We start from the raw sequence: 25,215 nt of genomic DNA on the forward strand, positions 1-25,215 counted from the left end.
CCGTGCCCGCCCTGACCCGCGTCCCCACCGCTCCCGTCCTCGCCGCCGGGCTGCTCGGCGGCTTCACCGTCGCCCAGCGCACCGGCGTACGCCCCCTCGGCGCCGCCGCGATGCTCGGCGCCAACGCCGCTGCCGCGCCGGCGTGGTACGCCGTGGGCGGCGCGCCCCTCGCGGCCGGTCTGTCCGCGGCGTACTGGACCGCGATGGGCGTCTCGCACCCGCTGGCCAAGAGGGTCGGCACCTGGCCGGCCGTCCTCGGCGTGACGGCCGCCGCGGCCGGAGCCGCCTGGGTCCTCGCCGACCGCCGGTCCTGACCGCCGCCTTCGCGCCTGCGCCTGTCCCGCCTGCCTGTCCACGCCTGCGCCTGAGCCTGACCCGCCTGCCTGTCCATCAAGGTATGTCGGTCAACAGGCACTTCCCCCGGCGAACTCCGCGAGGGAAGTGCCCATCCGGCGACATACCGTGATGTACGTGCGGCGCGTGGGGCAGCGTGCCGCGACCACGTCCGCATGATGCGGTCGACGAACGCCGCCCGGCCGCAGCACCCGCCGAGGTCAGTCCTCAGGCAGGTCGGCGAAGGCCTGCTTCATGTCCCGGTACCACCCGAGCGACCGCTTCGGGTGCCGCCAGCGAGCCTTCATCTCGTCGCGGGCCGGCTGGTGGGCGGCGTCCCCCTCCTTCTCGGCCTGCTTGAGGTGCGCGTCCTGGGCGACGATCACGTCGTCGTGGGTCTCCCCGCGGTGGGCGAGGTCGCACGGGCCGCCGAGCTGGCGGCAGGTCATGGTCTTCATCTGCTCTCCTGAGGTCGGTGCTGGAACGGTGTGCGGGTCGGTGTGCGGGTCGACCCACAGAAGTCTGACGCCCGGACGACCGTCGATGTGACCGTCGGCGTACCCCGTGGCGCGCCGCCGGGGTGCCCGACGCGGGGTGCCTGTACGCCGACATCCCTTGATGAACGGGCACTTCCCGGGCTGAATTCGCCGGGGGAAGTGCCCATTCGCCGACATGCCGTGATGAAGCAACACGGAGGCGCGGGCCCGACCCAGAACGGCGGCCGCTAGCCGGGCCCGGCCTTCACCGCCGCGCCGGTACGGCGCACGACCCGCCCGAGCACGTGGGGGTCGGCCCGGAAGGTGATGCCCGCGACGCGGCCCCGCTCGACGGTGAAGTCGAAGACGACGGCAGCGGCGCCGCGGTGGAACCACGCCGAGCCCGGCCGGTCGTCGACGAAGACGGGCAGCGCCGCATGCGCGCTGCCGTTGAAGAACGCCGCCACCTCGCCACGCCCCTCGATCGAGGCCGGGGTGCCGGCGAGGATCGCGGCCTCGTCGGCGCCGACGACAGCATCGGGGGCGAGCAGCTGCAGCAACCGGTCCAGGTCGCCCCCGCGCGCCGCGGCCATGAAGGCGTCCACGACCTCCCAGTCGGCGAGTGCGTCCTCGGCGGCCGGCTGGGCGACCTTCGAGCGCGCCCGTGAGGCGAGCTTGCGCGCCGCAGCAGGCGTCGTGTCGAGGACCGCGGCGATGGTGGCGAACTCGAAGCCGAAGCTGTCGTGCAGCACGAACGCCACCCGTTCCCGGGGCGTGAGGCGGTCGATCACCGCCTGCAGCGCGATCCCGACGGTGTCGGCCAGAGCGACGTCGTCGGCCGGATCAGGTGCGGTCTCCGCGACGTCGACCTCGTCGACCGGCACGGGAGTGCGCGCGCGGAGCCGGTCGAGGCACAGCCGCGTGGTCACCGTGGTCAACCACGCGGGCAGGCTGTCGATCGCGGTCTGGTCGCGGCTCACCGTCCGCTCCAGGCGCAGCCACGCCTGCTGGACGACGTCCTCGGCCTCCGCGTGATCGGCCAGCACCCGGGTTGCGATGCTCAGCAGTCGCGGCCGCTCGGCCTCGAAGATCTCCGTCTGGTCCATGGCCACCCTCCGTCGCGTGCATCATCCCAATCCTTCGATGAGCGGGGGCCCGGACATGTGACCGCCCGGCTGGGTCGCCTCCCGCACACTGGGACCATGGACGGCCCCTGGCGGCGACGCGCCGCTGCACTGGCGACCCTGCCCCTCCTGGCTGCCTGCTCCGGCTCGCCCGAGGAAGGGGAGCCGTCACCGTCCCCCACCGCATCGTCGAGCTCTGCGAGCCAGACGCCGACAGGCGAACCCAGCGAGTCGCCCAGCGAGTCGCCGGCAGCACCGGCACCCCCGCCCCACCCGATCTCGGTGGCCGCCCTCGCCGCCGCGGACCTCACGGGAGGCGGCCTGCGGCTCGGGGCCGTACGTGAGCGCACGGCGGCCTACACGTCGTACGACGTCACCTTCGCCTCGACGACCGCCGGCCGCGGCACCGCGCCCCTTCGGATCAGCGGCGTGCTCAACGTGCCGACCGGCCGGGGGCCCTTCCCAGCCGTGGTGCTCGCCCACGGCTACATCGACCCGTCGTACTACGTCCGCGGGCAGGGGATGACCCGTGAGCGCGGCTTCCTGGCCGAGCGCGGCTTCGTCGCCCTGCACGTCGACTACCGCAACCACGCCGAGTCCGGCGACGACCCGCGCGTCGAGCAGGCCGTCCGGCTGGGCTACTCCGCCGACGTCGTCGCCGCCGCCCAGGCGCTGCGGGACTCCCCGGACGTACGCGTCGACGCCGACCGCGTCGCCCTGTTCGGCCGCTCGATGGGCGGCGGGGTCATGCTCAAGGCACTCGCCGCCGAGCCCGGCCTCTTCGCAGCAGGCGTCGGCTGGGCATCCGTGTCCAGCCTGGAGGCCGAGAACTTCGACCAGTTCCAGCGCCCGGACGCGCCGCTCGCGCAGCTCGAGGCGGGCTTCCGGGGTCGCCACGGCCCGCCCGGCGAGCACCCGGAGTTCTGGCGCGGCGTCTCCTCGCGCCCGCACTTCGACCAGGTCACCGAGCCCGTGCTGCTGGTGCACGGCCGCTTCGACGACACGTGTCCGCCGCGCTGGGCGAGCGCGACGCACCGGGCGCTGACGCGGGCGGGGGTGGACTCCACCCTCGAGTGGTACGACGACGGGCACGCCTTCGGGCCCGCCTTCGTCGCCGCGATGGACCGCACCGTCCGCTTCCTGCAGGCTCGGATGCCCGCCTGACGGGAGCCATCGGGCAGCGGCTCGCGTCCCACTGACATGCGCCGCCGTACGCCGCCCGTCCTCGCGACCGCCCTCCTCGCCCTGGTGGTGACCGGCTGCGGCGCCGGGGAGCGGGCCACCGAGGTCGCCACCGACGCCCGGGACCTCTCCACCGCGTCCCTGGAGCCGACCACCCTGTCGCAGCCGACCCAGGGCACGACCGTCCCCCCGAGCGAGGGACTGGAGAAGGTGCGCGTCGTGGGGGAGGTCGCGCAGGTGGGCAACTGCACCGTCGTCGAGGACGACAACGCCATCACCTGGACGATCACCGGCGACCGCGCAGCCAGCCTGGAGGTGGGCGACCGGGTGCAGGTGACCGGGACGCCGGACCTGGTGGCGCTGGGGTGCGGCGGTCCGGTCGTCCGGGCGTCGGTCGTCACCGTCGTCGGCTGACGCGGGCGCGGGCGCACGAAGGGGCCGGGAGCTGTCGGCTCCCGGCCCCTCTGTGGACGGGTTCTGTGAACGGGTTGTGCGAACCGTCGCGCGGACGGTCAGCCCGTGATCAGTTCACCCGGATCCGCATGCTGGTGCCGTTCTGCTCCAGCACCTGGATCTGGACGCCCGCGCCGGCCACCTTCACCCCGACCCGGGGCAGGCCCGCGTCGACGAACGGCTGGAAGTAGCGGTTCGGGTCGCTGTCGTCGAAGAGCGGGTTGGCCGCCCGACCACGGATGTAGCTGCGACGACCGCCGGCCGTCAGGTAGAAGGAGTCGGAGCGCTGGAGGCCGAACGGCGCGTCGTAGGTCTGGATGCGACCGCGCCATGCCTGCCCCTGCAGGTTGTAGTGCGCCTCGGGGTTGGCGTCGACCGGGAGCACCAGGCCACCACCGGGGTGCTGGCTGGTGTTGTTGTCGGCGTAGGAGGAGTCCCAGTAGTTCACCAGGAGCCCGTCCTGGTAGGGGAACTTCTCCACGAAGTCCGGCCGCTCGGGGAAGCTGAAGTTGTACGGGCCGGTCTGCAGGTACTTGTCGTAGGAGACGTAGGTGCGGTTGCTGGCCAGGTAGAACTGGTCGTAGGGCGTGTTGAAGCTGGCGCCCACCGAGGCGAACCCGCTGAGGCTCCACCCGTTGGGCGAGGTCTCGGCACCGTCGGCGAGGACCGTGTTTGCGCCGTTGGTCACCTTGATGTCGTCCACGAGCAGGCCCGACCAGCCGAGGTCGGCGGACTGGCCCTGAACGGCACCGTCGGTGGTGTAGCGCACGCGGAGCCCGATCGTCTGCCCGGCGTAGGCCGAGAGGTCGAAGGTCGCGGGCACGTAGCCGTCGCTGACGCCGTCGATGCCCGACTCCTTGGCGGGGTCGTTGTCCGGGTCGGTGTCGCTGTCGGTGTCGGGGTCGATCGCCGAGGTGTCGAGCGGCGTCCAGCTGCCGCTGCCGGCCGGCGACTGGACCTCGACGTAGCCGTAGTCGTAGTCCTCCTCGATGTTCCACGCCGCCTTGAGCGTCAGCGTCGTGGTGCCGGCCGGGATGGCGAGGCCGCTGCGCGACATCGACGACTGGTAGTTGTTGCCGGCGCCGCTGTACCACTGCTTGCTGGCCTCGGCCGGGGCGAGCAGCTCGGTCGCGATCTGCTTGTCCGGGAGGACCACTGCGACGCCCTGCGCCTTGGCCGAGTTGTACTCGTGCGGGCCGAGGTCGATCGTGCGGTCCTGCCCGGCGACGACGGTTTCGTAGTCGAGCCAGCCGAGCTGGAGCTTGTCCCACACGCCGAGGTCGGCGGCGCGCGTGCCGATGCCCTGGTCGCCGGCGGCGGAGACGCGGCTCTGCGCCATCAGCGTCCACCAGTTGACCGGGTTGTCGCCGGAGGCGGCGGTGTCGTAGTGGTCGGGCAGGCCGAGGTCGTGGCCGTACTCGTGGGCGACCACCGAGATGCCGCCGTTCTCGGGCTGGATGGTGTAGTCGGCCACCCAGATTCCGGTGTTGCCGATCTGGGTGCCGCCGTCGGGGTTCGCCACGCCGTTCACGGTGGGGCCCTGTCCGGTGCCCTGGAACGCCTTCCAGCGGTGGCTCCAGATCGCGTCCTCGCCGTAGATCGGGTCGCCGTCGGCCTGATCGCCGCCGGAGTGGATGATCTGGAACCGGTCGATGTAGCCGTCGGCCTCGTCGAAGTTGCCGTCGCCGTCGAAGTCGTAGCGGTCACGGATGTCGTACTGCGACACGATCCGCTTGATCTGGGCGTCGGTCTTGCCGGCGGCCTTCTGGTCGGCGACCCACTGGGTCATGCCGTCCGAGACCAGGTTCCAGGTGTTGTTGCAGACGTTGCCGGCGCACGGGTAGCCGTTGCTGCGTCCGTAGCGGGCCTGGTTGTAGGGGACGGTGGTGAAGTCGGTGACCATGCCCTCGACGCTGTAGCGGCCCGAGGACTGGCGCTCGTAGTAGCTCTTGAGGGAGTCGGCCAGCTCGCCGTCGCCGAAGTAGAGGTCGCGGTAGTACTTCTTGGTGTACTTCTTGCGCCACTGGGTCGAGTTGTCGTCGGGGCCCGGCTGCGGGATCTCGTTGAACCCGGGGCCGTCGTAGGTGGCCGGGCCGACGGTGTTGGGGTCGGTGTCGCGGTCGGGGTAGCTCGGGTGCCTCTGGTTGCCGAAGTCGACGAGGAACACGAAGACCTTGTCGGTGCGCTCGTTGCTGAGCTCGACGTACTGGTCCTGGGAGCCCGTGGCCTTGGCGCGGGCGTCGCCGCGCCGGGCGGCGGCCGGCTCCTTGCCGACCTTGAGCACGTCGTTGCCGCTGATCGTCTGCGGCGCTGCCTCACCGCTGATGACGTCGGCCCAGGCCTGCTGGCGCAGCGCGTCCTGCTTCTCGGCCTCCGGGTTGGGCAGGACATGGTCGGCGTTGTGCGCGTGCGCCTCACCGACGCTGCGCTGCGAGGCAGGTGCTGCGGGGGCAGCGGTGGACGGGGCAAGGGTCAGTGCCGCGCCACTGATCAGGGCCAAGGACAGCCCAAGGGTCGTGGATCTCACGATGTTTCCTTTCCGAGAGGCAAGGAGGCGGGCCGATCAGCCACGACAACTCCCTGCCCTGCGGACCCTAGGCACAACTCGGGTGCGTTGAACAGACCCCCGGCTGGGTGAAAAAGCTGCGCTCAGGCGGCGGGCCCCGCCGCCTCGAGCTGCTGCGGTGGCGCGGCGGCGTAGGCCGCGGAGAGCCGGCGGTAGGGCGCCGAGGCGAGGGCGAGGAGCACCGTGACGAGCATGATGGCTCCGGCAGCGAGGAACACCAGGGCGATCCCGCGCGCCTCGCCGCTGCCGAGGAGCCAGCCCCAGGTCTCGCGCCCGTCGGCGGACTCCATGTAGGGGATGAGGGCGAACTCCGCGATCGGGCCGATGAGGAAGGCCGAGACCGGGCTGGCGGCCAGCTCGACGCTCTGGGCGAACCCGAACACCCGGCCCTGGGTGCGGAACGGCACCACGCGCTGCAGGATCGTCTGCTCGGCCGACTCTGCGGCCGGGATGATCGCCATGAAGACGAACATGCCCAGGACGTAGAGCCAGGCCCACTCGCGCAGGGTGAAGGTCATGCCGAGCACCGCGATGCCGAGGTTGACCAGCAGCAGCGTGCGGACGGGGTTGCGACCGAGGCCGACCTTGGCGACCAGGCCGCCGCCGACGACGAAGCCCAGCCCGGTGAGACCCAGGACGACTCCCCAGGCCTCCACGCTGAACAGGGTGAGGCCGTAGGGGTCCATCAATGCGATATAGACGCCGTTGACCAGGTTGTTGAAGGTCGAGAAGAGGATCAGCGCGACAAGTCCGGGCACGGCGGTGATGGCGGCGACGGCGCTGCGGACGTCGAAGCGCGACCCGCCCTCCTCCGGGTGCGGGGCGAGCTCGGGGATCGGGATCGGCAGCAGGTGGAGCAGCGACGCCCCGGTCAGCGCGATCGCGACGGCGAGGGTCCAGCCCATGCCCACGAGGCCGACACTGAGGCCGCTGAAGACGCTCGTGATCATGAACGCGATGCCCTGGACGGTGCCCACGAGGCCGTTGGCCTTGTCGCGACCGTCCTCGGGCACGAGGAGCGTGACCGTGGTGGAGAGCGCGATGTTGCGCAGGCTCTCCACGACGCCGCCGACCAGGATCACCGCCGAGAACAGCCAGAACCACGCGCTGCCCCAGTCGGCGAGGCGCTCCTCGCCGAGCAGCAGCCAGAGGCCGCCGGCCAGGGCGTACGTGACGAGCGTGACGGTCGAGGAGGTGACCATCACCTGCTTCTTGAGGTGGCGGTCGACCAGCGTCCCGAAGAACGTGCCGAAGACGGCCGTGAACAGCATGTAGCCGCCGCCGATGATCGCCGTCGCCATCACCGAGCGGGTCTCGAGGTAGGCCCAGAACGTCAGCGCGAACCACAGGTAGCTCGATGTCACGTTGGCGACCAGCGTGTTGCCCAGCACCCGTCGGAAGGCGCGCAGCGTCTCCTCGCCGCGCGTCACACCGGGCGGCAGGTGCGCCTCGGCCTGCGGCGCCAAGGGGTCCTCGGGGACCTGGTCGGAGTCGTCCAGGGGCACGCCAGCACCCTAGGGGTGGCCACCGACAGCGCGCCTGCGACTTTTCGCCCCCCTCGGTCCGCCCGCCGGGCCTGGCGGACCTCGCCGTGGTCGCTCACCGGAGCGGTCCTACCCGGGTGGCACGTACGGTCGCACCGTGAGTTCCGACGACCGTCCGCGCGTGGCGGCGATCCACGTCGCGCCGGGGCGCCGGCTCCCCACCAAGGCGGTGGACTCCGTCGAGGCGGAGGCCGGGGTGGGACTGGTGGGCGACCGCTACCACGGCGCGCGGCACCGGCACGTCACCGTGCAGGCGCTCGACGACCTCGCGGCGGCGGCGGCCGACCTCGGACGTCCGATCGACCCCGGGCTGACCCGGCGCAACGTGACCCTCGACCGCGGTCCGATCCCCACGCGGCCGGGCGAGCGGATGCGCATCGGAGACGTCGAGCTCGAGGTGGTGCGCATCGCCGCCCCGTGCCGGCTCCTCGACGACTGGCTCGGCCCGGGCGCGATGAAGGCCCTGCGCTCACCGCGCGGCGGCACGGTCTTCCGGCTGCTGGGATCAGGGACGATCAGCGTGGGCGACGAGGTCGTCACCGGCTGACGTCACGCGCCGACGTGCTCGATCAGGTCCACCTCGAACGAGGGGACGTGGTCGCCGAGGGTGCCGTCGTCGCGGTCGGGGAAGTCGAACACGCCGACGAACAGCTGCAGCGGGTAGGTCGGGCACTGTTCGGAGGTGCGCAGCACACGCCCGTCCACCGACCAGCTGCAGCCCCCTGGGCCCATCTCCACGGAGAAGTCGTGCCACTCGCGCAGGTCGAGGGGGAGGGTCGTCACGGAGAAGTCCTCGCGCAGGGCCGGGTCGCGGAACGCGTGCACTCCGGCGCCGACGCCCGCCGAGTCCGCGGTCACGGTGTCCCCGAACACCTCGAAGACGCACACCTCGCCGCACCGCTCCGGCTCGTCCTCGAAGCCGGTGAGCCAGACCGAGACCATCGACCGGGCGCTGAGGTCGGCGCGGGCGCGCACGGTCAGCCGGCCGCCGGCGAGCAGCCAGCCACGGAACGGGTCCTGCTCCTCGGTGACGGTGAGCCCCTCGGCGAACGGCTGCTGGCCGACGGTGGACCCCCGCGGTCCGGCGTACAGGCCCGAGGCGATGGTCGAGGTGCGCAGCGCCGGCGTGTGCCGCTCGGGGCACCACAGGCCCTGCTCGACGGGGATGTGCAGCCGGAGGACCGAGCCGGAGACGTCGTACGACGCCCGGCTCCGCTCGCGGGACGACCAATGGGGGAGGTAGTGCGGCACCCAGGTGTCGGCAGCGAGGCCGTCGCCCTCGAAGTGCTCCGTGCGGATCGTCATGACCCCACGCTAGAGCGGCCCGAAGACGTCGGCGACCTCCGCGTGCAGGTCGAGGCGGTCGAGCACGTCGTTCAGGGTGCGCTCCTCGAAGGCGAAGTGCGACTCCACGATCGCCGCCAGCCCGTCGAGATGTCTCCCGATCGCGAGCGGGTCGGCCGGCGCGTCGACGGCCGACTGCAGGCCGGCGAGCAGCGTGCCGATCATCGCGTGGTCCTGCTCGAGCTTGCGCAGCCGGGGGCTCAGGTCGGGGTGCTCGGCCTCGACGGCGGGGAACAGCAGGGAGTCCTCGCCGCGATGGTGCCCCTCGAGCGCCGAGCAGAAGCCGTGGCAGAACAGCAGCAACTCACGCCCGGGCTGCGGGAGGTCGCGCCCGTCGGCCGCAGCCTCCTGGGAGATCCGCAGCGCGGACCGCAGCCGCTCGTGCACCGCACGCATCTCGGCGGCCCAGGCGATCAGCCGGGCGGTCTCGCCCTCAGTCACGTGAGGGCGAAGGGGACGACGTCATGCCGTGCTCCTTCGTGTCGGACGCCTCCATGCCTGGCACGGCCTGCCACCGGCACGCGACGTCGGCGCCACTCTAGCGGCCGTGACGCGCGACGGCCCGGACCCCGAGCGGGGTCCGGGCCGTCGTGGCCGTACGACGCGTCAGCGCAGGTCGAACCGGTCGTTGTCCATGACCTTGACCCAGGCGGCGACGAAGTCGTGCACGAACTTCTCGCGGGCGTCGGCGCTGGCGTAGACCTCGGCCAGCGACCGCAGCTGCGAGTTCGAGCCGAAGATGAGGTCGACCGCAGTGGCCGTCCACTTCAGCTCGCCCGTCGCCGCGTCGCGGATGTCGTAGACGTTCTCCTCCGACTCCGAGGCCTTCCACTGCGTGCCCGGGGCCAGCAGGTTGGCGAAGAAGTCGTTGGTGAGCACGCCGGGACGGTCGGTGAGCACGCCGTGCTGCACGCCGCCGACGTTGCCGCCGAGGGCCCGCATGCCGCCGACCAGGACGGTCATCTCCGGGGCCGTCAGGTCGAGCATGTACGCGCGCTCGACCAGCAGCTTCTCCGGCATGAGCTTCTCGCCGCCGCGCAGGTAGTTGCGGAACCCGTCGGCGCGGGGCTCGAGCACCCGGAAGGACTCGACGTCGGTCTGCTCCTGCGAGGCGTCGGTGCGACCGGGGTGGAACGGCACGGTGACCTCCACGCCGGCGTCGCGGGCGGCCTTCTCGACCGCGGCGGAGCCGGCCAGGACGATCAGGTCGGCCAGGGACACCTGGGCGCCGCCGCGAGCGTTGAAGTCGGCGCGCACGCCCTCCAGGACGCCCAGGACCCGCTCGAGCTGCTCGGGCTGGTTGACGGCCCAGTTGCGCTGCGGCTCGAGGCGGATGCGAGCGCCGTTGGCACCACCGCGCTTGTCGGTGGAGCGGAAGGACGCAGCGGACGCCCACGCGGTCGAGACCAGCTCGGAGATGGTCAGGCCCGAGTCGAGGACGGCGCTCTTGAGCGCGGCGACGTCGCCGTCGCCGACGAGGTCACCCTCGTGCGCCGGCACCGGGTCCTGCCACAGCTGGGTCTCGGGCACCCACGGGCCGAGGTAGCGCGTGACGGGGCCCATGTCGCGGTGGAGCAGCTTGTACCAGGCCTTAGCGAAGGCCTTCGCGAACTCGTTGGGGTTCTCCAGGAAGCGGCGCGAGATCTTCTCGTACGCCGGGTCGAAGCGCAGCGCCAGGTCGCTGGTGAGCATCGTCGGCTTGCGCTTCGGCGAGTCCGGCGTCGGGCCGGGGACGATGTCGTCGGCGTCCTTCGCGACCCACTGCCAGGCGCCGGCCGGGCTCTTCACCAGCTCCCACTCGTACTGGAACAGGAACTTGAAGTAGTCGTTGCTCCACCGCGTCGGCGTGGAGGTCCAGGTGACCTCGAGGCCGGAGGTGATGGCGTCCTTGCCCTTGCCGGAGCCGAACGAGCTCTTCCAGCCCAGGCCCTGCTCCTCCAGCGGAGCGGCCTCCGGCTCGGGCCCGACCAGGTCGGGGTCGCCGGCGCCGTGGGTCTTGCCGAAGGTGTGGCCGCCGGCGATGAGGGCGACGGTCTCCTCGTCGTTCATGGCCATGCGGGCGAACGTGGTGCGGATGTCGCGCGCCGAGGCCAGCGGGTCGGGGTTGCCGTTGGGGCCCTCGGGGTTGACGTAGATGAGGCCCATCTGGACCGCGCCCAGGGTCTCCTCGAGCTCGCGGTCGCCGGAGTACCGCTCGTCGCCCAGCCAGGTGTCCTCGGGACCCCAGATGATCTCCTCGGGCTCCCAGATGTCCTCGCGGCCGAAGGCGAAGCCGAAGGTCTGGAAGCCCATGTCCTCCATCGCCACCGTGCCGGCGTACACCAGCAGGTCGGCCCACGAGATCTTCTGGCCGTGCTTCTGCTTGACCGGCCACAGCAGGCGACGGGCCTTGTCGAGGTTGGCGTTGTCGGGCCAGCTGTTGAGCGGGGCGAACCGCTGCGAGCCCTCGCCGGCGCCGCCGCGGCCGTCGAAGATGCGGTAGGTGCCGGCGGCGTGCCAGCTCATGCGGATGAAGAGGCCGCCGTAGTGGCCGAAGTCGGCGGGCCACCAGTCCTGCGAGGTATTGAGCACCTCGACGATGTCGCGACGCAGCTCGGCGAGGTCGAGCTTCTTGAACTCCTCGGAGTAGGAGAAGTCCGGACCGAGCGGGTTGCTCTTGGAGGAGTGCGCGTGCAGCGGGGTCAGGTCGAGGCTGTTGGGCCACCAGTCCTGGTTGGTGCGCGGGCGACGGTCGGTCGCCGGCGTGGGCGAGTCGATCGCGGGGTTCTCGCTCTCGCTACCGTGGGCGGCGGCGGAGTCGTGCATCACCGGGCACCCGGCCTCGGCCTTGCGGTCCACCCCCTGCGGGCTCTCGGTCACGTTGTCCTGGCTGTCGGTCATGGCGTTCCTTCCGGGTGCGGATCTGGCGGGAGTCGGGTCGGGTGGGGTCAGGTCGCGGCCGGGGCGCTCGCGCACTCGGCGCAGGTGCCCCAGTAGGTGACCTCGGCCTCGTCGATGACGAAGCCGTCGGCGGCGGAGGCGGTGAGGCACGGCCGGTGGCCGACGGCGCAGTCGACGTCGGCGACGCGTCCGCACGAGCGGCAGACCACGTGGTGGTGGTTGTCGCCGACGCGCAGCTCGTAGCGGGCGGCAGAGCCCGCCGGCTGGATCCTGCGGACCAGGCCGGAGTCGGTCAGGGCGCCGAGCACGTCGTAGACCGCCTGGTGGGAGACGTTCGGCTCCTCCACCCGCACGGCGGCCAGGACGCTGCCGGTGTCCGCGTGCGGGTGGCGGCGTACGGCGCGCAGGACCGCCAGGCGGGGGCGCGTGACCCGCAGGTCGGCGCTGCGGAGCAGGTGCTCGAACTCGCTGTCGTCCATCGGCTTCACCCTGCCCGGCTTTCTTGAACGAGTCAAGTCTTGCTCGACCCCGGCTTCGCCTTCGCCGCCGCTGCCGCCGCCGCTGCCCCCCTGGCCGGGTATCTATGGACGTTTTGGTAGGTGAAACGGGCTTCCGGCCTACCAGAACGTCCCTAGATACCCCGGCGGGGGCGGATACCCCGGCGGAGGCGCGTACCCCGGCCGGGGGCGCGGAGTTGGGGCGGGGTTGGAGGCGCGAGGGTCAGCTGGCGTCGAGGCGGGCCAGCTCGTCGGCGCTCAGCTCGAGGGCGGCGGCAGCCGCGGAGTCGGTGATCGAGGACGGCCGCTTGGCGCCCGGGATCGGGATGACCACGGGCGACTGCGCCAGCTCCCAGGCGAGCGCCACCTGCTGGGCGCTCACGCCGTGGTCGGAGGCGATCTCGGCGAAGGCCGGGTGCTTCTCGGCGAGCTCCTTGGCGTCGGAGAGCCCACCCAGCGGGCTCCACGGCAAGAAGGCCAGGCCCAGCTCCTCGCACACGTCGATCTCGGGCCTGCTGGAGCGGAACTTGGGGCTGAACTGGTTCTGCACGCTCACGAGTGCGTCACCGAGGACGGCGTGGGCGTCGCGGATCTGCTGCGGGTCGGCGTTGGAGAGGCCGATGCGTGCGACCTTGCCGCTGTCGGCGATCTCCTTGAGCGTGCCGATGACCTCGTCGTAGGGGACCTTCGGGTCGGGACGGTGGTGCTGCCACAGCGCGATCTGCTCGACGCCGAGCCGCTGCAGGCTCTCGTCGACCGCGCTACGGAGGTGCGCGGCCGAGCTGTCGGTGTCCCAGCCGCCGCCGTCGGTGCGGACGTGGCCGCCCTTGGTGGCGAGCAGCACCCGGTCCCGCACGCCGAGCTCGTCGAGGATCGAGGCGATCAGCCGCTCGTTCTCTCCCTGGGCGCCGGCCCCCTTCTCCTCACCCGGACCGTAGGCGTCGGCGGTGTCGAAGAGGGTGACCCCCGCGTCCAGGGCCGCGGTGACGGTGTCGACGAGCTGCTGCCGGGGCTGGGTGCCGGTCTGGTCGAAGGTCATCAGACCGAGGCCGATCGCGCCGACCTGCTGGTTGCCGAGAGTGCGTGTCTGCATGTCCTCGACCCTAGACCGCGGCCGAAGCCGCCTTCAGACTGTGTTGACGCGGAACGCGCGGAGCAGGCCGAAGGCGGGACCCGCATGGGCGGCGAGGTCGTGGCCGACCGACTGACGCGCGAAGTCGTTGAAGTCCTCGAGATCGGCCACCTCGCGGGCCGTGACGTTGCGAAACCCCATCGACCAGGACGCGAAGGCGCGGCCGGGCACGGCCCGGCGGTCGACCACGTGCACCTCGCCGTGCCGCGGGTCGACCGCGATCGCGTCGAAGACCTGCGCGACGGCCAGCGCCGGACCTTCGAGCGTCTGGATCACGTTGCCGCCGCTGTAGAGGAGCAGGCCGGTGATGCCGAGACGCTCGTTCTTGGGGCGGATCTCCTCGATCAGCTCCACCAGCTGGGCGACGTCCATCAGCCGGGTGGCCGAGCTGGTGTAGGTCAGGGTCATCAGGTCGGCGTCGTCGTCCATGGCGGGTACGACGCTAGCCGCCGGCGAGAAGGAGACGCCTCACCCCTCCAGGTCCGAGCCCGTCAGATCGTGATGGCGATCTTGCCGCCGGGGCTTCCCTCCTGCGAGAGCCGGTGCGCGTCGGCGATCTGCTCCAGCGGGAAGGTGCGGGCGACGGTCACCTGGAGCCGACCGGCCTCGACGAGGGCGCCGAGGGCGTCAAGGCCGTCGCGGTCGGGCCGGACGAAGACGTAGCGGCCGCCGAGCCCGAGAACGGTCTCCGGGTCGATCACCGAGGCGATCCGCGCCGGGTCCCGCACCTGGGCCGGCGCGTCGGCGAGCGCCTCGCCGCCGACGAGGTCGAGGACGGCGTCCACAGGGCCGCCGTGGTCGCCCAGCTGGCCGCTGATCGGGCCGGCGTGGTGGTCCAGCACCACGCCCGCGCCCAGGCGGCGTACCAGCTCGTGGTGCGCGGGCGAGGCGGTGCCGATGACGTCGGCGCCGAGCGCCACGGCGATCTGGACGGCCAGCTGGCCGACGCCACCGGAGGCGGCGTGCACGAGCACCCGGTCCCCCGGGCCGACAGACAGCGCCTCGGTCAGCGCCTGGTGCGCGGTCAGCCCGGCCAGCGGGACCGACGCCGCCTCCTCGAAGGAGAGCGAGGCGGGCTTCAGCGCGACGCAGCGCTCGGGAGCCGGCACGAGCTCGGCCGCCGTGCCGTGCGCCACGTCGTCGCGGCGGACGTAGCCCCAGACCTCGTCACCGACCTGTACGCCGGTGCGTACCGAGGGACCCACGGCCTCCACGACGCCGGCGACGTCCCAGCCGGGGATGATCGGCAGGTGGTGCGGGTAGGCACCCTGGAGGTATCCCTCGCGGATCTTCCAGTCGACCGGGTTCACGCTCGTGGCCCGCGCCCGCACCAGCACGGTGTCGGGCCCGACCGGGGGGTCGGGGCGCTCGCCCACGTGGATGACCTCGGGCCCGCCGAAGGTGTCGTAGCTGGCTGCTCGCACGCGCCTCAGTCCTCGATCTCGATCGTGCCGACCCACCGCTCGCCGGGGTCGCCGCCCCAAGCGTCCCAGGCGACCCGCCCGGGGGACGGGAAGCCGTCGCCGCCCTGAGTGAAGCCTTCGGCGTCCTTGTCGACGGTGTGCCGGGCGAAGTAGGCCTGCATCTTCTTCACGTCCTCGTCGCTGACGTCCTCGCCGCCCGCCAGCTGGTGGGCACGATGACGCCCCACGTCGGTGAAGCCCTTGCCGGCCTTGCCGTCCTCGATCCAGCGGACGGCGCGCTGCGCCGCCTCCTGCACGTCCTTCGGGGGCTGGTGCGCCACGGGTCCTCCTGAGGTTGGGGATGCCTTCGACGGTAGGCGCTCTGACCCCGTGGGCACCTCACCCCTTCACACGGGGCGATCGGCCCCTGAGCCAGGCAAGGGCAGCCTGTCCTGTCTGGACGTGGGGCACGACGAGGAGGATCGTCGCTGCATGACCACCATGAACCTGCCGATCATCAGCTCGTGCAGCGTGGACGGCTGCTCCTACAACCACCACCACGACTGCCACGCCGGTGCGATCACCGTCACCGGGGCCGCGGGCGCCGCGTGCGGCACCTTCGTCGACGCCCACGACAAGGGTGGCGTCGACGCCCACGGTCACGTGGGCGCCTGCCACCGGTCCGACTGCCGGCACAACGACCACCTCGAGTGCACCGCGGCCGGTGTCGAGGTCGGTGCCGGCCCGGATCCGGCCGACTGCCTCACCTTCGCGCCCGCCTGATCCCCTCTGCCCCGGCTGCGGGTCGCCCCGACGGCCCGGGTCTGGTCGCGCCCGGGCCGCCGGCGGTTCGTCGCGAGGTCAGCGGGCGGCGCGCACCCGGATCCGGACCGTCCTGGTCGCCGCGCGGGTGGCGGCGTCGCCGGCGTACGACACCACGACCTTCCTCGTGCCCGTCGTGCGCCACACGGGCAGCCTCACCGTGGCCCTGCCGTCGCGCAGCCGTGCGGTGAGCCGCTTCGTGCCGACCTTGACCGTGACCGTGCCGGTCGGGGTCGCCCCGGCCGAGTCGACGGTGATTGCGAGCTTGGCCCGGGTCTGCTTGGCGACCACTCGCTTCGGCACCGCGACCTTGATCGCCGCCCTGGCCTTGGTGGCGATCGGCGGTGCGCTCGGAGTCGGCGTCGGGGTGGGGGTGGGCGTCGGGACCGGCGCCGGGGCGGGCGCCGGGGTGACCACGATCGGCAGCTGCACGGCGGTGCCGGTGGTGGAGCCGACGATCCGCACGGTCGTCGCGCCAGCGGGGAGGTCGACCGGCAGGGTCGCCCGTACCGCCACCTGTCCGTGGTCCTCGGGGGCGCCTGAGGTGTTGTCGACCGGGAACGAGCCGACCGGCCGTCCCGCCACGGTCACGTCGACCGTGTCGTCCCGCGGGGCGTCGGCGCCCGAGTAGGACCACGCGCTGAGGTCGACGGCGTACGTCGTGCCGGCGGCGTACGACGTCGGGGCGTCGGCCGGGACGTGGACGCCGACGCCGCGCTGGGACTGCGGCGCCGCGAGCGGCGTCTCGGTGGAGGCGTCGCTGATGTAGGCCGCCAGGGCCGAGACGGTGCTCGCCTCGCGGACCTGCGGGGCCTGTCCGGCGGTGAACCCGCGGAAGTTGTCGCCGCCGCTTGCGAGGGACTGGCTGACCGTGACCGAGTAGTTGCCGGTGGGCTTGAGTGGGACGCCGTCGAGCCACACACCGGTGATCCGGTCTCCCGCGGGGCGGCTGGCGTCGTGGGTCCATGTGAGTCCGGAGGAGGCCCCGAGGTGCACGAAGGCCGGGCTGGGCACGGTGCCGTCGGCCCTGGTCTGCCACTGCTGCTCGAGGACCGTCTTGATCTGCGTGCCGTTGAGCCGCATGTTGACCAGCGGCTCGGCGCCGAGCACCTCGGCGGCACGGGCGTACGTCGTGCTGGCGGGGTAGCCGCCGTCGGCGACGAGGTCGGCGCGCAGCGCGGTGGGGTTGACGAAGGCGATCTTCGCGTTGCCGCCGCTGGCGCCTCGGGTGGCCCACCGCAGGGCGTCGGCGACGAGGTTGGCGAGCGTCGACTCCCCGGACGGGGTCGACGTGGTGCCGTCCACGCCGGTGGCGCGCCGCACGGGGCCGGCGAGCGTCCCGAGGTCGACGCCGGGTCGCACCCGGATGTCGCGGAAGCTGACCTGGCCGGTGCCGGCGCGGTTCTCGAGGCCCAGGTGGCCGGACGTCGGTGCGGTGTGGTCGACGGCGTTGACGACGCGGCCGTTGAGCAGCACCCGGAGGCGGGCCGGAGTGACCTGGATCGTGAAGCGGTTCCACTGGCCCACGGGCGCGACCGCCTCGGCGACCGCCGCGGCGTCGGCGGGCTTCGTGGTGCCGCCGGTCGGCACGATGGCGGCGGTGTCGGTGGCGCCGATGCGCACCTGGTAGCCCCCCGCGGGGGTCGCGCCGCCGTTGCTGGTCGAGGCGACGTAGACGCTCGAGCCGGCCGCCGCGTCGCCGCGTCGCCAGTCGACGTCGATCGTGTAGGTGCCCGACTGCTGCGCGGTGGTCCAGGTCGCGCCTGGACCTCGGAAGCCGCGCAGGGTGCAGTCGACCTGCCGGCCGAAGCCGCCCGCGCTGGCCTTGCGCCACTGGTCGAACGACGCGAACGTCCCGTCGAAGAGGGCCGTGCTGCCCGCCGGGACCGGAGTCGCGACGCACGGGTCGGGTGCGGTGCCACCGACCTGGACGGCGTCGAAGTTGAGCCGGCACATCTCGGCGGCGCTGCGCTGGCAGTCGACCGCGAGGGTGTTGGTGCCCTGCTGCAGCGCGACGTCGGCGCGCGCCCACCCCCAGCTCTCCCAGCTCCCGGTCAGCGGGTAGCTGACGACCTGGCGCGCCCCGCCGTTGGTCAGCAGGCCCATGGCGCGCGTGACGTTCTCCTCGGCGCTGAGCGGTCCGGCCGCGTAGCGGACCCACACCGGGTACGTCCCGGCCGCCGGCGCCTGGAAGGTCATGGTCGAGCGCATCCCGCTCTCGCGGAACGTGTAGGAGCCGGATCCGGAGAAGTTGCCGTGGTCGCCGGAGTTCAGCGCCGGGCCGCCGACGATGGTGCCGTCCTCGACCTCCAGCCAGGCGATCACCTCGTCACCGACGGCTGCAGAGGCGGGACCGGTCGCTGCGACTCCGCTCACCACCATGGCGCTCGCGGCCAGGGCGGTGACGACGTGGCGCGCACGGGCGCCGATGGACCTGCGGATGGATGTGGCGGTCTGCGGCACGGCTCTGCTCCTCGCGGCGGGTGCTGTGACGCGCGCCACAGCAGGTCCGAACCTAGAGGCGGCGGTTCATCATGTCGAACTGTGTTCCACATTGCGGACCTTCCGAACCGTACACGCGCAGAAGAAGGCCGCGGTTCACATATGTGGTCCAGGCTCGACCGTCTCCGCGGCGTCCGCGGGCGTAGCCGGGCGGCGTACGAGCAGGGCGATCAGCACCGCCACGGCCGAGATGGCGCCGCCGTACATCAGTGCGGCGTGGATGCCCTCCGCGGTCGCCTCGACCAGCGGCTGGCCCGCCTCGGTGCCGGCGACGGTCCGGCGGGTCATCACGGTGACGAACAGAGCCGTGCCGGCCGCGCCGGCGACCTGCTGGAGGGTGGAGACGATGGCGCTGCCGTGGGAGTAGAGGCGTGGGGGCAGCGAGCCCAGCGCCGAGGTGAGCAGCGGCGTGAACATGAACGCCAGCCCGACGCTCATCAGCACGTGCAGCCCGACCACGATCGGACGGCCGGTGTCCAGGTCGAAGGTCGTCATGCCCCACAGCGCGACGCTGACGATGGCAGCGCCCGGCGCGACGAGCGGGCGCGGCCCGACGCGATCGAAGAGCCGGCCGACGACCGGCGCCAGCAGGCCCATGGTCAGGCCGCCGGGCAGCAGCACCAGGCCGGTGTCGAGCACCGAGAGACCGAGCACGTTCTGCAGGTAGAGCGGCAGGAGGATGAGCGTGCCGAACAGCGCCAGCATGCTGACCGCGACGAGGGCGACGGCCACCGTGAACGTCCTGACCGTGAAGGCGCGCAGGTCGAGGAGCGCCCGGTCGCCGAGCTGCAGCTGTCGGGCGATGAAGGCGACCAGCGCGCCGCCGCCGATCACGAGCGGCACCCACACCGGCATCGGAGTGTGCCCGCTGGCACTCTCGCCGATGCTGCTGAGGCCGTAGATGAGGCCGCCGAACGCCAGTGCCGACAGCACGACGGACACCACGTCGACCGGCACCCGGCGCGGCTCGGTCACGTTGCGCACCCAGCGGGCGCCCAGGGCGAGGGACAGCAGCGCGATGGGCAGCACGATCCAGAACATCCAGCGCCACGACAGCGAGTCGAGCACCAGCCCGGACACGGTCGGACCGATCGCCGGCGCCACCGAGATGACGATCGAGATCGTGCCCATCATCCGGCCGCGGCGCTCCTCGTCGACGAGGTTGAGGATGGTGGTGATCAGCAGCGGCATCATCAGCGCGGTGCCGACGGCCTGCACGACCCGGCCGGCCACCAGCACCGCGAACACCGGCGCGAGCGCCGCCACCAGGGTGCCGATGCTGAAGGACGTCATCGCCGCGACGAACACCGTACGCAGTGAGAAGCGGGTCAGCAGGAACCCGGTCACCGGGATGACGACCGCCATCGTGAGCAGGAACGCCGTCGTGAGCCACTGCGCGGTCGTGGCGCGCACCTCGAACTCGCGCATCAGATCGGGCAGCGCGACGCTCATGATGGTCTCGTTGAGGATCACCACGAAGGCGGACGCCACCAGCAGGCCGATCAGCCGACCGTGCCCTTCGGCGGTCGTGGGGACGGGCGGCGCGAGGCGCATGTCGGTGGTGCTCACGGGTGTGTTCCTTGGAGTCGGCGTCGGCGGCACCACGATGTCGTACTGCGCCATCGTGGCAGTGAGTGCCAACACGGCAGCAGAACTCGCTATTCCCTAGACTCGGCGGATGAGCGAGCCCGCCCTGCGTGAACGACGTCGTCGGCAGACCGAGCGCGAGATCGGCGACGTGGCCCTCGAGCTCTTCGAGCGCCAAGGGGTCGATGCCACCACGGTCGACGAGATCGCCCGGGCCGCGGGCGTCTCCTCGCGCACGTTCTTCCGCTACTTCGCGACCAAGGAGGCCGCTGCCCTGGTGCCGCACGTCGACCTCGACGAGCGGGTGGAGCGGATGCTCGCCGAGCTCGGCCCGGGCCGACCGCTGCTCGACCAGCTCGAGGACGTGTGGCGCGAGGTGCTCACCGCGTTCGACGACGGGCGCAGCGAGGCCGGCCGCCTGCTGCTGCGCGTACGCCGGCTGATGCTGACCGAGCCGGGCCTGCGCCAGGCGGCCGTCGCCCTGGACGCCGAGCGCGTCGACGAGCTGGTCGCGCGTGTGGCGCGGGCCATGCAGCTCGACGACGACCTCCCGGCACGCATCGCCGTGGAGGCCGCCGCGGTGGCCGTGCGCGTCACCCTGGACCGCTGGGCCGACGCCCGCGACGAGGGACGTCGGGTCGACCTGCTCGCGACGTACGCCGACGCGTGCCGGTATCTGCGCGAGCTGGGCGGGCCGGGCTGACGGCTGCGGGGCCAATCGCGCAGCCCCGAGGCTTCACGGACGTGGCGAGCTGCGCTCGCGGGCGACCTCGACTCCGCCAGTCGCTCAGCCCTGGGCCATGTCCACGAACCGCGAGTAGTGACCCTGGAAGGCGACGGTGAGGTCGCGGGTCGGTCCGTTGCGGTGCTTGGCCACGATCAGGTCGGCCTCGCCGGGGCGGGTCGACTCCTTCTCGTAGACGTCGTCGCGGTGCAGCAGGATCACCATGTCGGCGTCCTGCTCGAGCGAGCCGGACTCGCGCAGGTCGCTCATCATCGGGCGCTTGTCACCGCGCTGCTCCGGACCACGGTTGAGCTGCGACAGCGCGATGATCGGCAGCTCGAGCTCCTTGGCGAGGAGCTTGATGTTGCGGGAGAACTCCGAGACCTCGAGCTGGCGCGACTCGACCTTGCGGCCCGAGCTCATGAGCTGCATGTAGTCGATGACGATGAGTTTGAGGTCGTGGCGCTGCTTGAGCCGGCGCGCCTTGGCGCGGATCTCCATCATCGTCATGTTGGGGCTGTCGTCGATGAACATCGGCGCACCCGAGACCTGGCCCATCTTGCGGGCGAGCTTCTCCCAGTCGTCGTCGCGCATGGTGCCGTTGCGGATGTGGTTGAGCGGCACCTTCGCCTCGGCGGAGAGCAGGCGCATCATGATCTCCGAGCGCGTCATCTCGAGGCTGAAGAAGACGCTGGTCAGGTTGTTGTGGATCGACGCGGCACGGCAGAAGTCGAGCGCCAGCGTCGACTTCCCCATGGCGGGGCGCGCCGCGACGATGATCATCTGGCCCGAGTGCAGACCGTTGGTCAGGTCGTCGAGGTCGGCGAACCCGGTCGGCACGCCGTAGAGTCCGGCCTCGCGGTTGCCGATCATCTCGATCTCGTCGAGGACGCCGCTCATGATGTCGCTCAGCGGCGCGTAGTCCTCGGTCGCACGGCGGTCGGTCACCCGGTAGACCTCGGCCTGGGCGCTGTCGACGACGTCGTCGATCTGGCCCTCGCCGGCATAGCCCAGCGCCGCGATGCGGGTCCCGGCCTCGACCAGGCGCCGCAGCACCGCCTTGTCGCGGACGATCTCGGCGTAGTAGCCGGCGTTGGCCGCGATCGGCACGTTGGCCGAGAGCGTGTGGAGGTAGGGGGCCCCGCCGATGCGCTGCAGCTCGCCGCGCTTCTGCAGCTCGGCAGCGACCGTGATCGGGTCGGCCGGCTCGCCGCGTCCGTAGAGATCGATGATCGCGTCGTGGATGACCTCGTGAGCGGGACGGTAGTAGTCGACGCCCTTGATCACCTCCACCACGTCGGCGATCGCGTCCTTGGAGAGCAGCATCGAGCCGAGGACGCTCTGCTCGGCCGCGTTGTCCTGCGGGGGCGTGCGGTCGCCGGCCGAGCGCGGGGACTCGCCCGGCTCGTAGGCCGCGGGTCCGTCGCCCCAGGCCTCGTCGGTGTCGCCTCCGAAGGTGATGCTCACCGGTGCTCCCTCCACTGTCACTGCGTTCCGACGGTAGGGACGACCTCCGACATCGTCGCCGGGTCCGCACGCGCGGGAACTCACGTCCGCGCGAGACCGTACGTGCCCCGGCGGGTGTCGGGAAAGCCGGCGAGCCTCCGTCGTCCACAGGCTCTGTGGACAACCGGTGCAGCACCGTGGACGACACGCGGCGTCGTGCGCCCGGGTCGTGGACGGTCCTGTGGAGAGAGATCGTCGTCGACGGTCCGCACGCGGTCTGACCTGCGGAAACCCGGTGCACATGCTGTGGACGAAAATCCCCCGACGGTTGCTGGGTTCATCTGTCCGCCATCTGGGGGATACCCGCCGATTCGTCCGCACCCCGGCCGTGACGGGGGCCACGGCGGCATCATCCACATCGCCATTCACAGGTAGCCCGAACGGGCTATGTACATCGCGTCCGGATCGTCGGTACCGAGGCGCGACGCCGGCACGACCGAGCTCTTTCCTAGGCTGGACCCCGTGCGTGCCGTCGACCGGGAGATCTTGCGTCTGGCCGTGCCGGCCTTCCTCGCCCTCGTCGCGGAGCCGATGTTCCTGCTCTCCGACGCCGCCATCGTCGGCCACCTCGGCACCCCCGAGCTCGCCGGCCTCGGCGTCGCCGCGGTGATCCTCCAGACCGTCGTCGGGCTGTGCGTGTTCCTCGCCTACGGCACCACCGCCAGCGTCGCGCGCCACCTCGGCGCCGGGGACCTGCGCGCCGCCCTCGCCCAGGGGATCGACGGCATGTGGCTCGCCGTGATCATCGGCGCCATCGCCACCGTCGGCGGGATCGCGCTCACCCCGAGCCTCGTCGCGGCCTTCGACACCGGGTCCGAGGTCGCCCAGCACGCGGAGTCGTACCTGGCGATCGCCTTCCTCGGCACCATCCCGCTCCTGCTGATGCTGGCCACGACCGGGGTGCTGCGCGGCCTGCAGGACACGCGTACGCCGCTGGTCGTCGCCGTCGCCGGCAACGGCCTCAACATCGCGCTGAACTTCCTGCTGGTCTACGGCTTCGACCTCGGCATCGCCGGGTCCGCGATCGGCTCGGTCGTCGCACAGGTGCTCTCCGCCGCCTGGCTGGTCCTGGTCGTCGTCCGCGCCGCCCGGCGGCACGACGCCCCGCTGTCGCCGGACCGGGCCGGGATCAAGGCGGCGGCCCACGCCGCCGTGGCGCTGGTCATCCGCACGCTGGCCCTGCGCGCCTGCCTGCTCGTGGGCACGTACGCCGTCACGCGCGTCGGCGCCGAGGCCACCGACGTCAACGTCGCCACCCACCAGATCGCCATCACCCTGTGGAGCTTCCTCGCCTTCGCCCTCGACGCCATCGCCATCGCCGCCCAGGCGCTGACCGGTCGCGCCCTCGGCAGCGGGGACGTCGAGGGCACGCGCCGGCTCACCCGGCGGATGATCCAGTGGGGATGGGGCAGCGGGATCGTGGCCGGCCTGGTCCTCGCCGCGGTGTCCCCGGTCATCGGCATCCTGTTCACGAGCGACCCGGAGGTCCGTGAGCTGCTCGTCCCGGTGCTGCTCGTCGCCGCGCTCGGCCAACCCGTGGCCGGGGTCGTCTTCGTCCTCGACGGCGTCCTCATCGGCGCCGGCGACGGCGCCTTCCTGGCGTGGGCCGGCCTCGCGGTGCTGGCGGCGTACGCCCCGGCGGCTCTCTTCGCAGCCACCCTGCCGCACGGCCTCGTCGCGGTGTGGGTGGCCATGAGCGTGGTGTTCATGGGCGCCCGGGGACTGCTGCTGTCGTGGCGGGCGCGCGGCGACCGGTGGCTCGTGACCGGAGCGACGCTGGCTCGTTGAGCCATCACGGCACACGTCACGCCCCTGGGGAGGGACCGATGCACACCCACCGCGCAGCAGCTCGGCTCGCGATCGTTCCACTGGTCGCGGCCACGCTCGTGGGCCTCGGCGCGAGCACGCCCGCCGGCGCCACGCCGAGCTGCACCGACGAGACGCAGCCCGCGGCGATCCTCGGCCTGCCGATGGGCGACGGCTGCGACGACGACACCCCGCCGGAGACCACGGTGTCCGCGGCGACGCCCCCCAACGCCGCGGGCCTGGTCAACAGCCCTTCGATGACCTTCACCTTCGGCGTGCAGGTCACCGACGCAGACCCTGGTCCGTTCGCGCTGGAGTGCCGGCTGACCGGACCCGCCCAGGCCCACGACTGGCGCGCCTGCACCAGCCCCGTGACGTACGCCGGACTGCCGGACGCGCCCGCCGGCGCCTACGTCTTCGAGGCCCGCGCCGTCGACGGCGGCGACAGCGGCCGGACGCCCGACAACCCGCTGATCCCACCCACCACGCCGGACGTGCCCGACCTCGACCCGACCCCGGCGAGCGTCGCGTGGGGCCAGGACACCCGGGCGCCCTTCGTCTTCGTCACCCGGACCACCTACGACGAGCAGACCCCGACCCAGCCCGTGGTCACGACGCCCACGGTCCCGATCCGGCTCAACACCAGCGAGCCGGGCTCGACGCTCGAGTGCACCGACAACGACCGCCCCGTGCCCTGCTCGGCCGGCAGGTGGGAGCTCCGCGATCCCCGGGCCGGCCGGCACGTCTTCCAGGCGCGGGCGATCGACCCCGCCGGCAACGCCGGAGCCTGGTCCGCACCCGTCGAGTTCTTCGTCCCGCTCGACCTCCGGCGCACCCGCGGCTGGACCACGGTCCGCGACGACGCGCACTACCGCGGAACCGCGCTGCGAGCCCGGGAGCGAGGTACGCGCCTGGTGCTGCCGCGCACGGAGGTCGGCGAGCTCCGGCTGATCGCCGCGACCGGACCGCGCCACGGCAAGGTACGGCTGCGGGTGGGCCGGCGTGCCTGGCACGTGGTCGACCTGGCCGGCCCCCGCGCTGACCTGCAGCAGCTCACGGTTCTCGACCGCTACTCCGGGATGCGGACCGGTCGCATCGTCATCGAGACGCTGAGCGACAAGCCGGTGCTCCTCGACGCGGTCGTGGCGCGACCGAACCGGTTCCCGCCCGCGAAGTAGCGCCTCGGCGGCCGCCGGCGCGACGGCGCCGGTCTTCACCCCTACAGGGGGTCCGGCGTTACACGTGGGTTACGGAAGAACCTCCGGGCGCCGTAAGCGTTGACAGGTACTGCTCCTGTGACTTGGGATACAGCTGTTCACTTTCTTTCCTTGTGC

General features: G+C 72.2%; 23 protein-coding genes. 8 read left to right on the forward strand and 15 right to left on the reverse strand.

The window, feature by feature from the left end:
* The first annotated feature begins 2 nt into the window (after positions 1-2).
* Positions 3-314: a hypothetical protein gene (locus J3P41_RS13725; RefSeq protein WP_210650942.1), complete on the forward strand. Its 312-nt coding sequence runs from the start codon at positions 3-5 to the stop codon at positions 312-314.
* A 240-nt stretch (positions 315-554) separates the two neighbouring features.
* On the opposite strand, the gene J3P41_RS13730 is transcribed toward J3P41_RS13725, so the two are convergent.
* A complete protein-coding gene (locus J3P41_RS13730) occupies positions 555-791 on the reverse strand; it encodes a hypothetical protein (RefSeq protein ID WP_210650943.1) in 237 nt (78 codons plus the stop codon).
* 266 nt (positions 792-1,057) lie between these two features.
* On the reverse strand, positions 1,058-1,915 hold the full coding sequence (locus tag J3P41_RS13735; RefSeq protein ID WP_210650944.1) for a sigma-70 family RNA polymerase sigma factor: 858 nt from the start codon (positions 1,913-1,915) through the stop codon (positions 1,058-1,060).
* 96 nt (positions 1,916-2,011) lie between these two features.
* Here J3P41_RS13735 and J3P41_RS13740 point away from each other — a divergent pair, with 96 nt between their 5' ends.
* Positions 2,012-3,097: a S9 family peptidase gene (locus tag J3P41_RS13740; protein ID WP_210650945.1), complete on the forward strand. Its 1,086-nt coding sequence runs from the start codon at positions 2,012-2,014 to the stop codon at positions 3,095-3,097.
* A gap of 36 nt (positions 3,098-3,133) precedes the next feature.
* A complete protein-coding gene (locus tag J3P41_RS13745) occupies positions 3,134-3,529 on the forward strand; it encodes a hypothetical protein (protein ID WP_210650946.1) in 396 nt (131 codons plus the stop codon).
* Positions 3,530-3,638: 109 nt separating this feature from the next.
* On the opposite strand, the gene J3P41_RS13750 is transcribed toward J3P41_RS13745, so the two are convergent.
* Positions 3,639-6,095: an immune inhibitor A domain-containing protein gene (locus J3P41_RS13750; RefSeq protein ID WP_210650947.1), complete on the reverse strand. Its 2,457-nt coding sequence runs from the start codon at positions 6,093-6,095 to the stop codon at positions 3,639-3,641.
* Between the two features lie 122 nt (positions 6,096-6,217).
* The gene (locus tag J3P41_RS13755) at positions 6,218-7,639 is read right to left on the reverse strand and encodes an MFS transporter (RefSeq protein WP_307861990.1); all 1,422 of its coding nucleotides are present in this window, start codon (positions 7,637-7,639) and stop codon (positions 6,218-6,220) included.
* A 136-nt stretch (positions 7,640-7,775) separates the two neighbouring features.
* Here J3P41_RS13755 and J3P41_RS13760 point away from each other — a divergent pair, with 136 nt between their 5' ends.
* The gene (locus J3P41_RS13760) at positions 7,776-8,225 is read left to right on the forward strand and encodes an MOSC domain-containing protein (protein WP_210650948.1); all 450 of its coding nucleotides are present in this window, start codon (positions 7,776-7,778) and stop codon (positions 8,223-8,225) included.
* A 2-nt stretch (positions 8,226-8,227) separates the two neighbouring features.
* Here J3P41_RS13760 and J3P41_RS13765 read toward each other — a convergent pair whose 3' ends face one another.
* From J3P41_RS13765 to J3P41_RS13800, 8 genes are all read right to left on the reverse strand, one after another.
* Complete coding sequence (locus tag J3P41_RS13765; RefSeq protein WP_210650949.1) at positions 8,228-8,983, reverse strand: glycoside hydrolase family 16 protein; 756 nt, start codon at positions 8,981-8,983, stop codon at positions 8,228-8,230.
* A 9-nt stretch (positions 8,984-8,992) separates the two neighbouring features.
* Positions 8,993-9,463 (reverse strand): hemerythrin domain-containing protein, encoded by a 471-nt coding sequence (locus J3P41_RS13770; protein ID WP_210650950.1) that lies wholly within the window; start codon positions 9,461-9,463, stop codon positions 8,993-8,995.
* A gap of 165 nt (positions 9,464-9,628) precedes the next feature.
* Positions 9,629-11,902, reverse strand: a complete 2,274-nt coding sequence (katG, locus tag J3P41_RS13775) for a catalase/peroxidase HPI (protein WP_210650951.1) — start codon at positions 11,900-11,902, stop codon at positions 9,629-9,631.
* Positions 11,903-11,949: 47 nt separating this feature from the next.
* Positions 11,950-12,381 (reverse strand): Fur family transcriptional regulator, encoded by a 432-nt coding sequence (locus tag J3P41_RS13780; RefSeq protein WP_210650952.1) that lies wholly within the window; start codon positions 12,379-12,381, stop codon positions 11,950-11,952.
* Between the two features lie 241 nt (positions 12,382-12,622).
* Positions 12,623-13,492 (reverse strand): aldo/keto reductase, encoded by an 870-nt coding sequence (locus J3P41_RS13785; protein WP_210650953.1) that lies wholly within the window; start codon positions 13,490-13,492, stop codon positions 12,623-12,625.
* A gap of 33 nt (positions 13,493-13,525) precedes the next feature.
* On the reverse strand, positions 13,526-13,960 hold the full coding sequence (locus J3P41_RS13790; protein ID WP_210650954.1) for a BLUF domain-containing protein: 435 nt from the start codon (positions 13,958-13,960) through the stop codon (positions 13,526-13,528).
* Positions 13,961-14,022: 62 nt separating this feature from the next.
* On the reverse strand, positions 14,023-14,955 hold the full coding sequence (locus J3P41_RS13795; RefSeq protein WP_210650955.1) for an NADP-dependent oxidoreductase: 933 nt from the start codon (positions 14,953-14,955) through the stop codon (positions 14,023-14,025).
* A 5-nt stretch (positions 14,956-14,960) separates the two neighbouring features.
* Positions 14,961-15,275: a hypothetical protein gene (locus J3P41_RS13800; protein WP_210650956.1), complete on the reverse strand. Its 315-nt coding sequence runs from the start codon at positions 15,273-15,275 to the stop codon at positions 14,961-14,963.
* 151 nt (positions 15,276-15,426) lie between these two features.
* Between J3P41_RS13800 and J3P41_RS13805 the strand changes: the two genes are divergently transcribed.
* A complete protein-coding gene (locus J3P41_RS13805) occupies positions 15,427-15,717 on the forward strand; it encodes a DUF1540 domain-containing protein (RefSeq protein WP_210650957.1) in 291 nt (96 codons plus the stop codon).
* Between the two features lie 78 nt (positions 15,718-15,795).
* Here J3P41_RS13805 and J3P41_RS13810 read toward each other — a convergent pair whose 3' ends face one another.
* Both J3P41_RS13810 and J3P41_RS13815 read right to left on the reverse strand, forming a co-directional pair.
* On the reverse strand, positions 15,796-18,219 hold the full coding sequence (locus tag J3P41_RS13810; RefSeq protein WP_210650958.1) for a 5'-nucleotidase C-terminal domain-containing protein: 2,424 nt from the start codon (positions 18,217-18,219) through the stop codon (positions 15,796-15,798).
* Positions 18,220-18,354: 135 nt separating this feature from the next.
* Entirely contained in the window at positions 18,355-19,827 is a 1,473-nt protein-coding gene (locus J3P41_RS13815) for an MDR family MFS transporter (RefSeq protein WP_307861991.1), read from the reverse strand.
* Positions 19,828-19,936: 109 nt separating this feature from the next.
* Here J3P41_RS13815 and J3P41_RS13820 point away from each other — a divergent pair, with 109 nt between their 5' ends.
* Positions 19,937-20,548, forward strand: a complete 612-nt coding sequence (locus tag J3P41_RS13820) for a TetR family transcriptional regulator (RefSeq protein ID WP_210650959.1) — start codon at positions 19,937-19,939, stop codon at positions 20,546-20,548.
* A gap of 84 nt (positions 20,549-20,632) precedes the next feature.
* On the opposite strand, the gene dnaB is transcribed toward J3P41_RS13820, so the two are convergent.
* Positions 20,633-22,030: a replicative DNA helicase gene (gene dnaB / locus J3P41_RS13825; RefSeq protein WP_210651249.1), complete on the reverse strand. Its 1,398-nt coding sequence runs from the start codon at positions 22,028-22,030 to the stop codon at positions 20,633-20,635.
* Between the two features lie 507 nt (positions 22,031-22,537).
* Between dnaB and J3P41_RS13830 the strand changes: the two genes are divergently transcribed.
* The gene (locus tag J3P41_RS13830) at positions 22,538-23,863 is read left to right on the forward strand and encodes an MATE family efflux transporter (protein ID WP_307861993.1); all 1,326 of its coding nucleotides are present in this window, start codon (positions 22,538-22,540) and stop codon (positions 23,861-23,863) included.
* Between the two features lie 38 nt (positions 23,864-23,901).
* A complete protein-coding gene (locus J3P41_RS13835; RefSeq protein ID WP_210650961.1) occupies positions 23,902-25,059 on the forward strand; it encodes a hypothetical protein in 1,158 nt (385 codons plus the stop codon).
* Positions 25,060-25,215 lie beyond the last annotated feature (156 nt).

The organism is Nocardioides sp. SYSU D00065 (genome assembly GCF_017916425.1).
Classification (GTDB): domain Bacteria; phylum Actinomycetota; class Actinomycetes; order Propionibacteriales; family Nocardioidaceae; genus Nocardioides.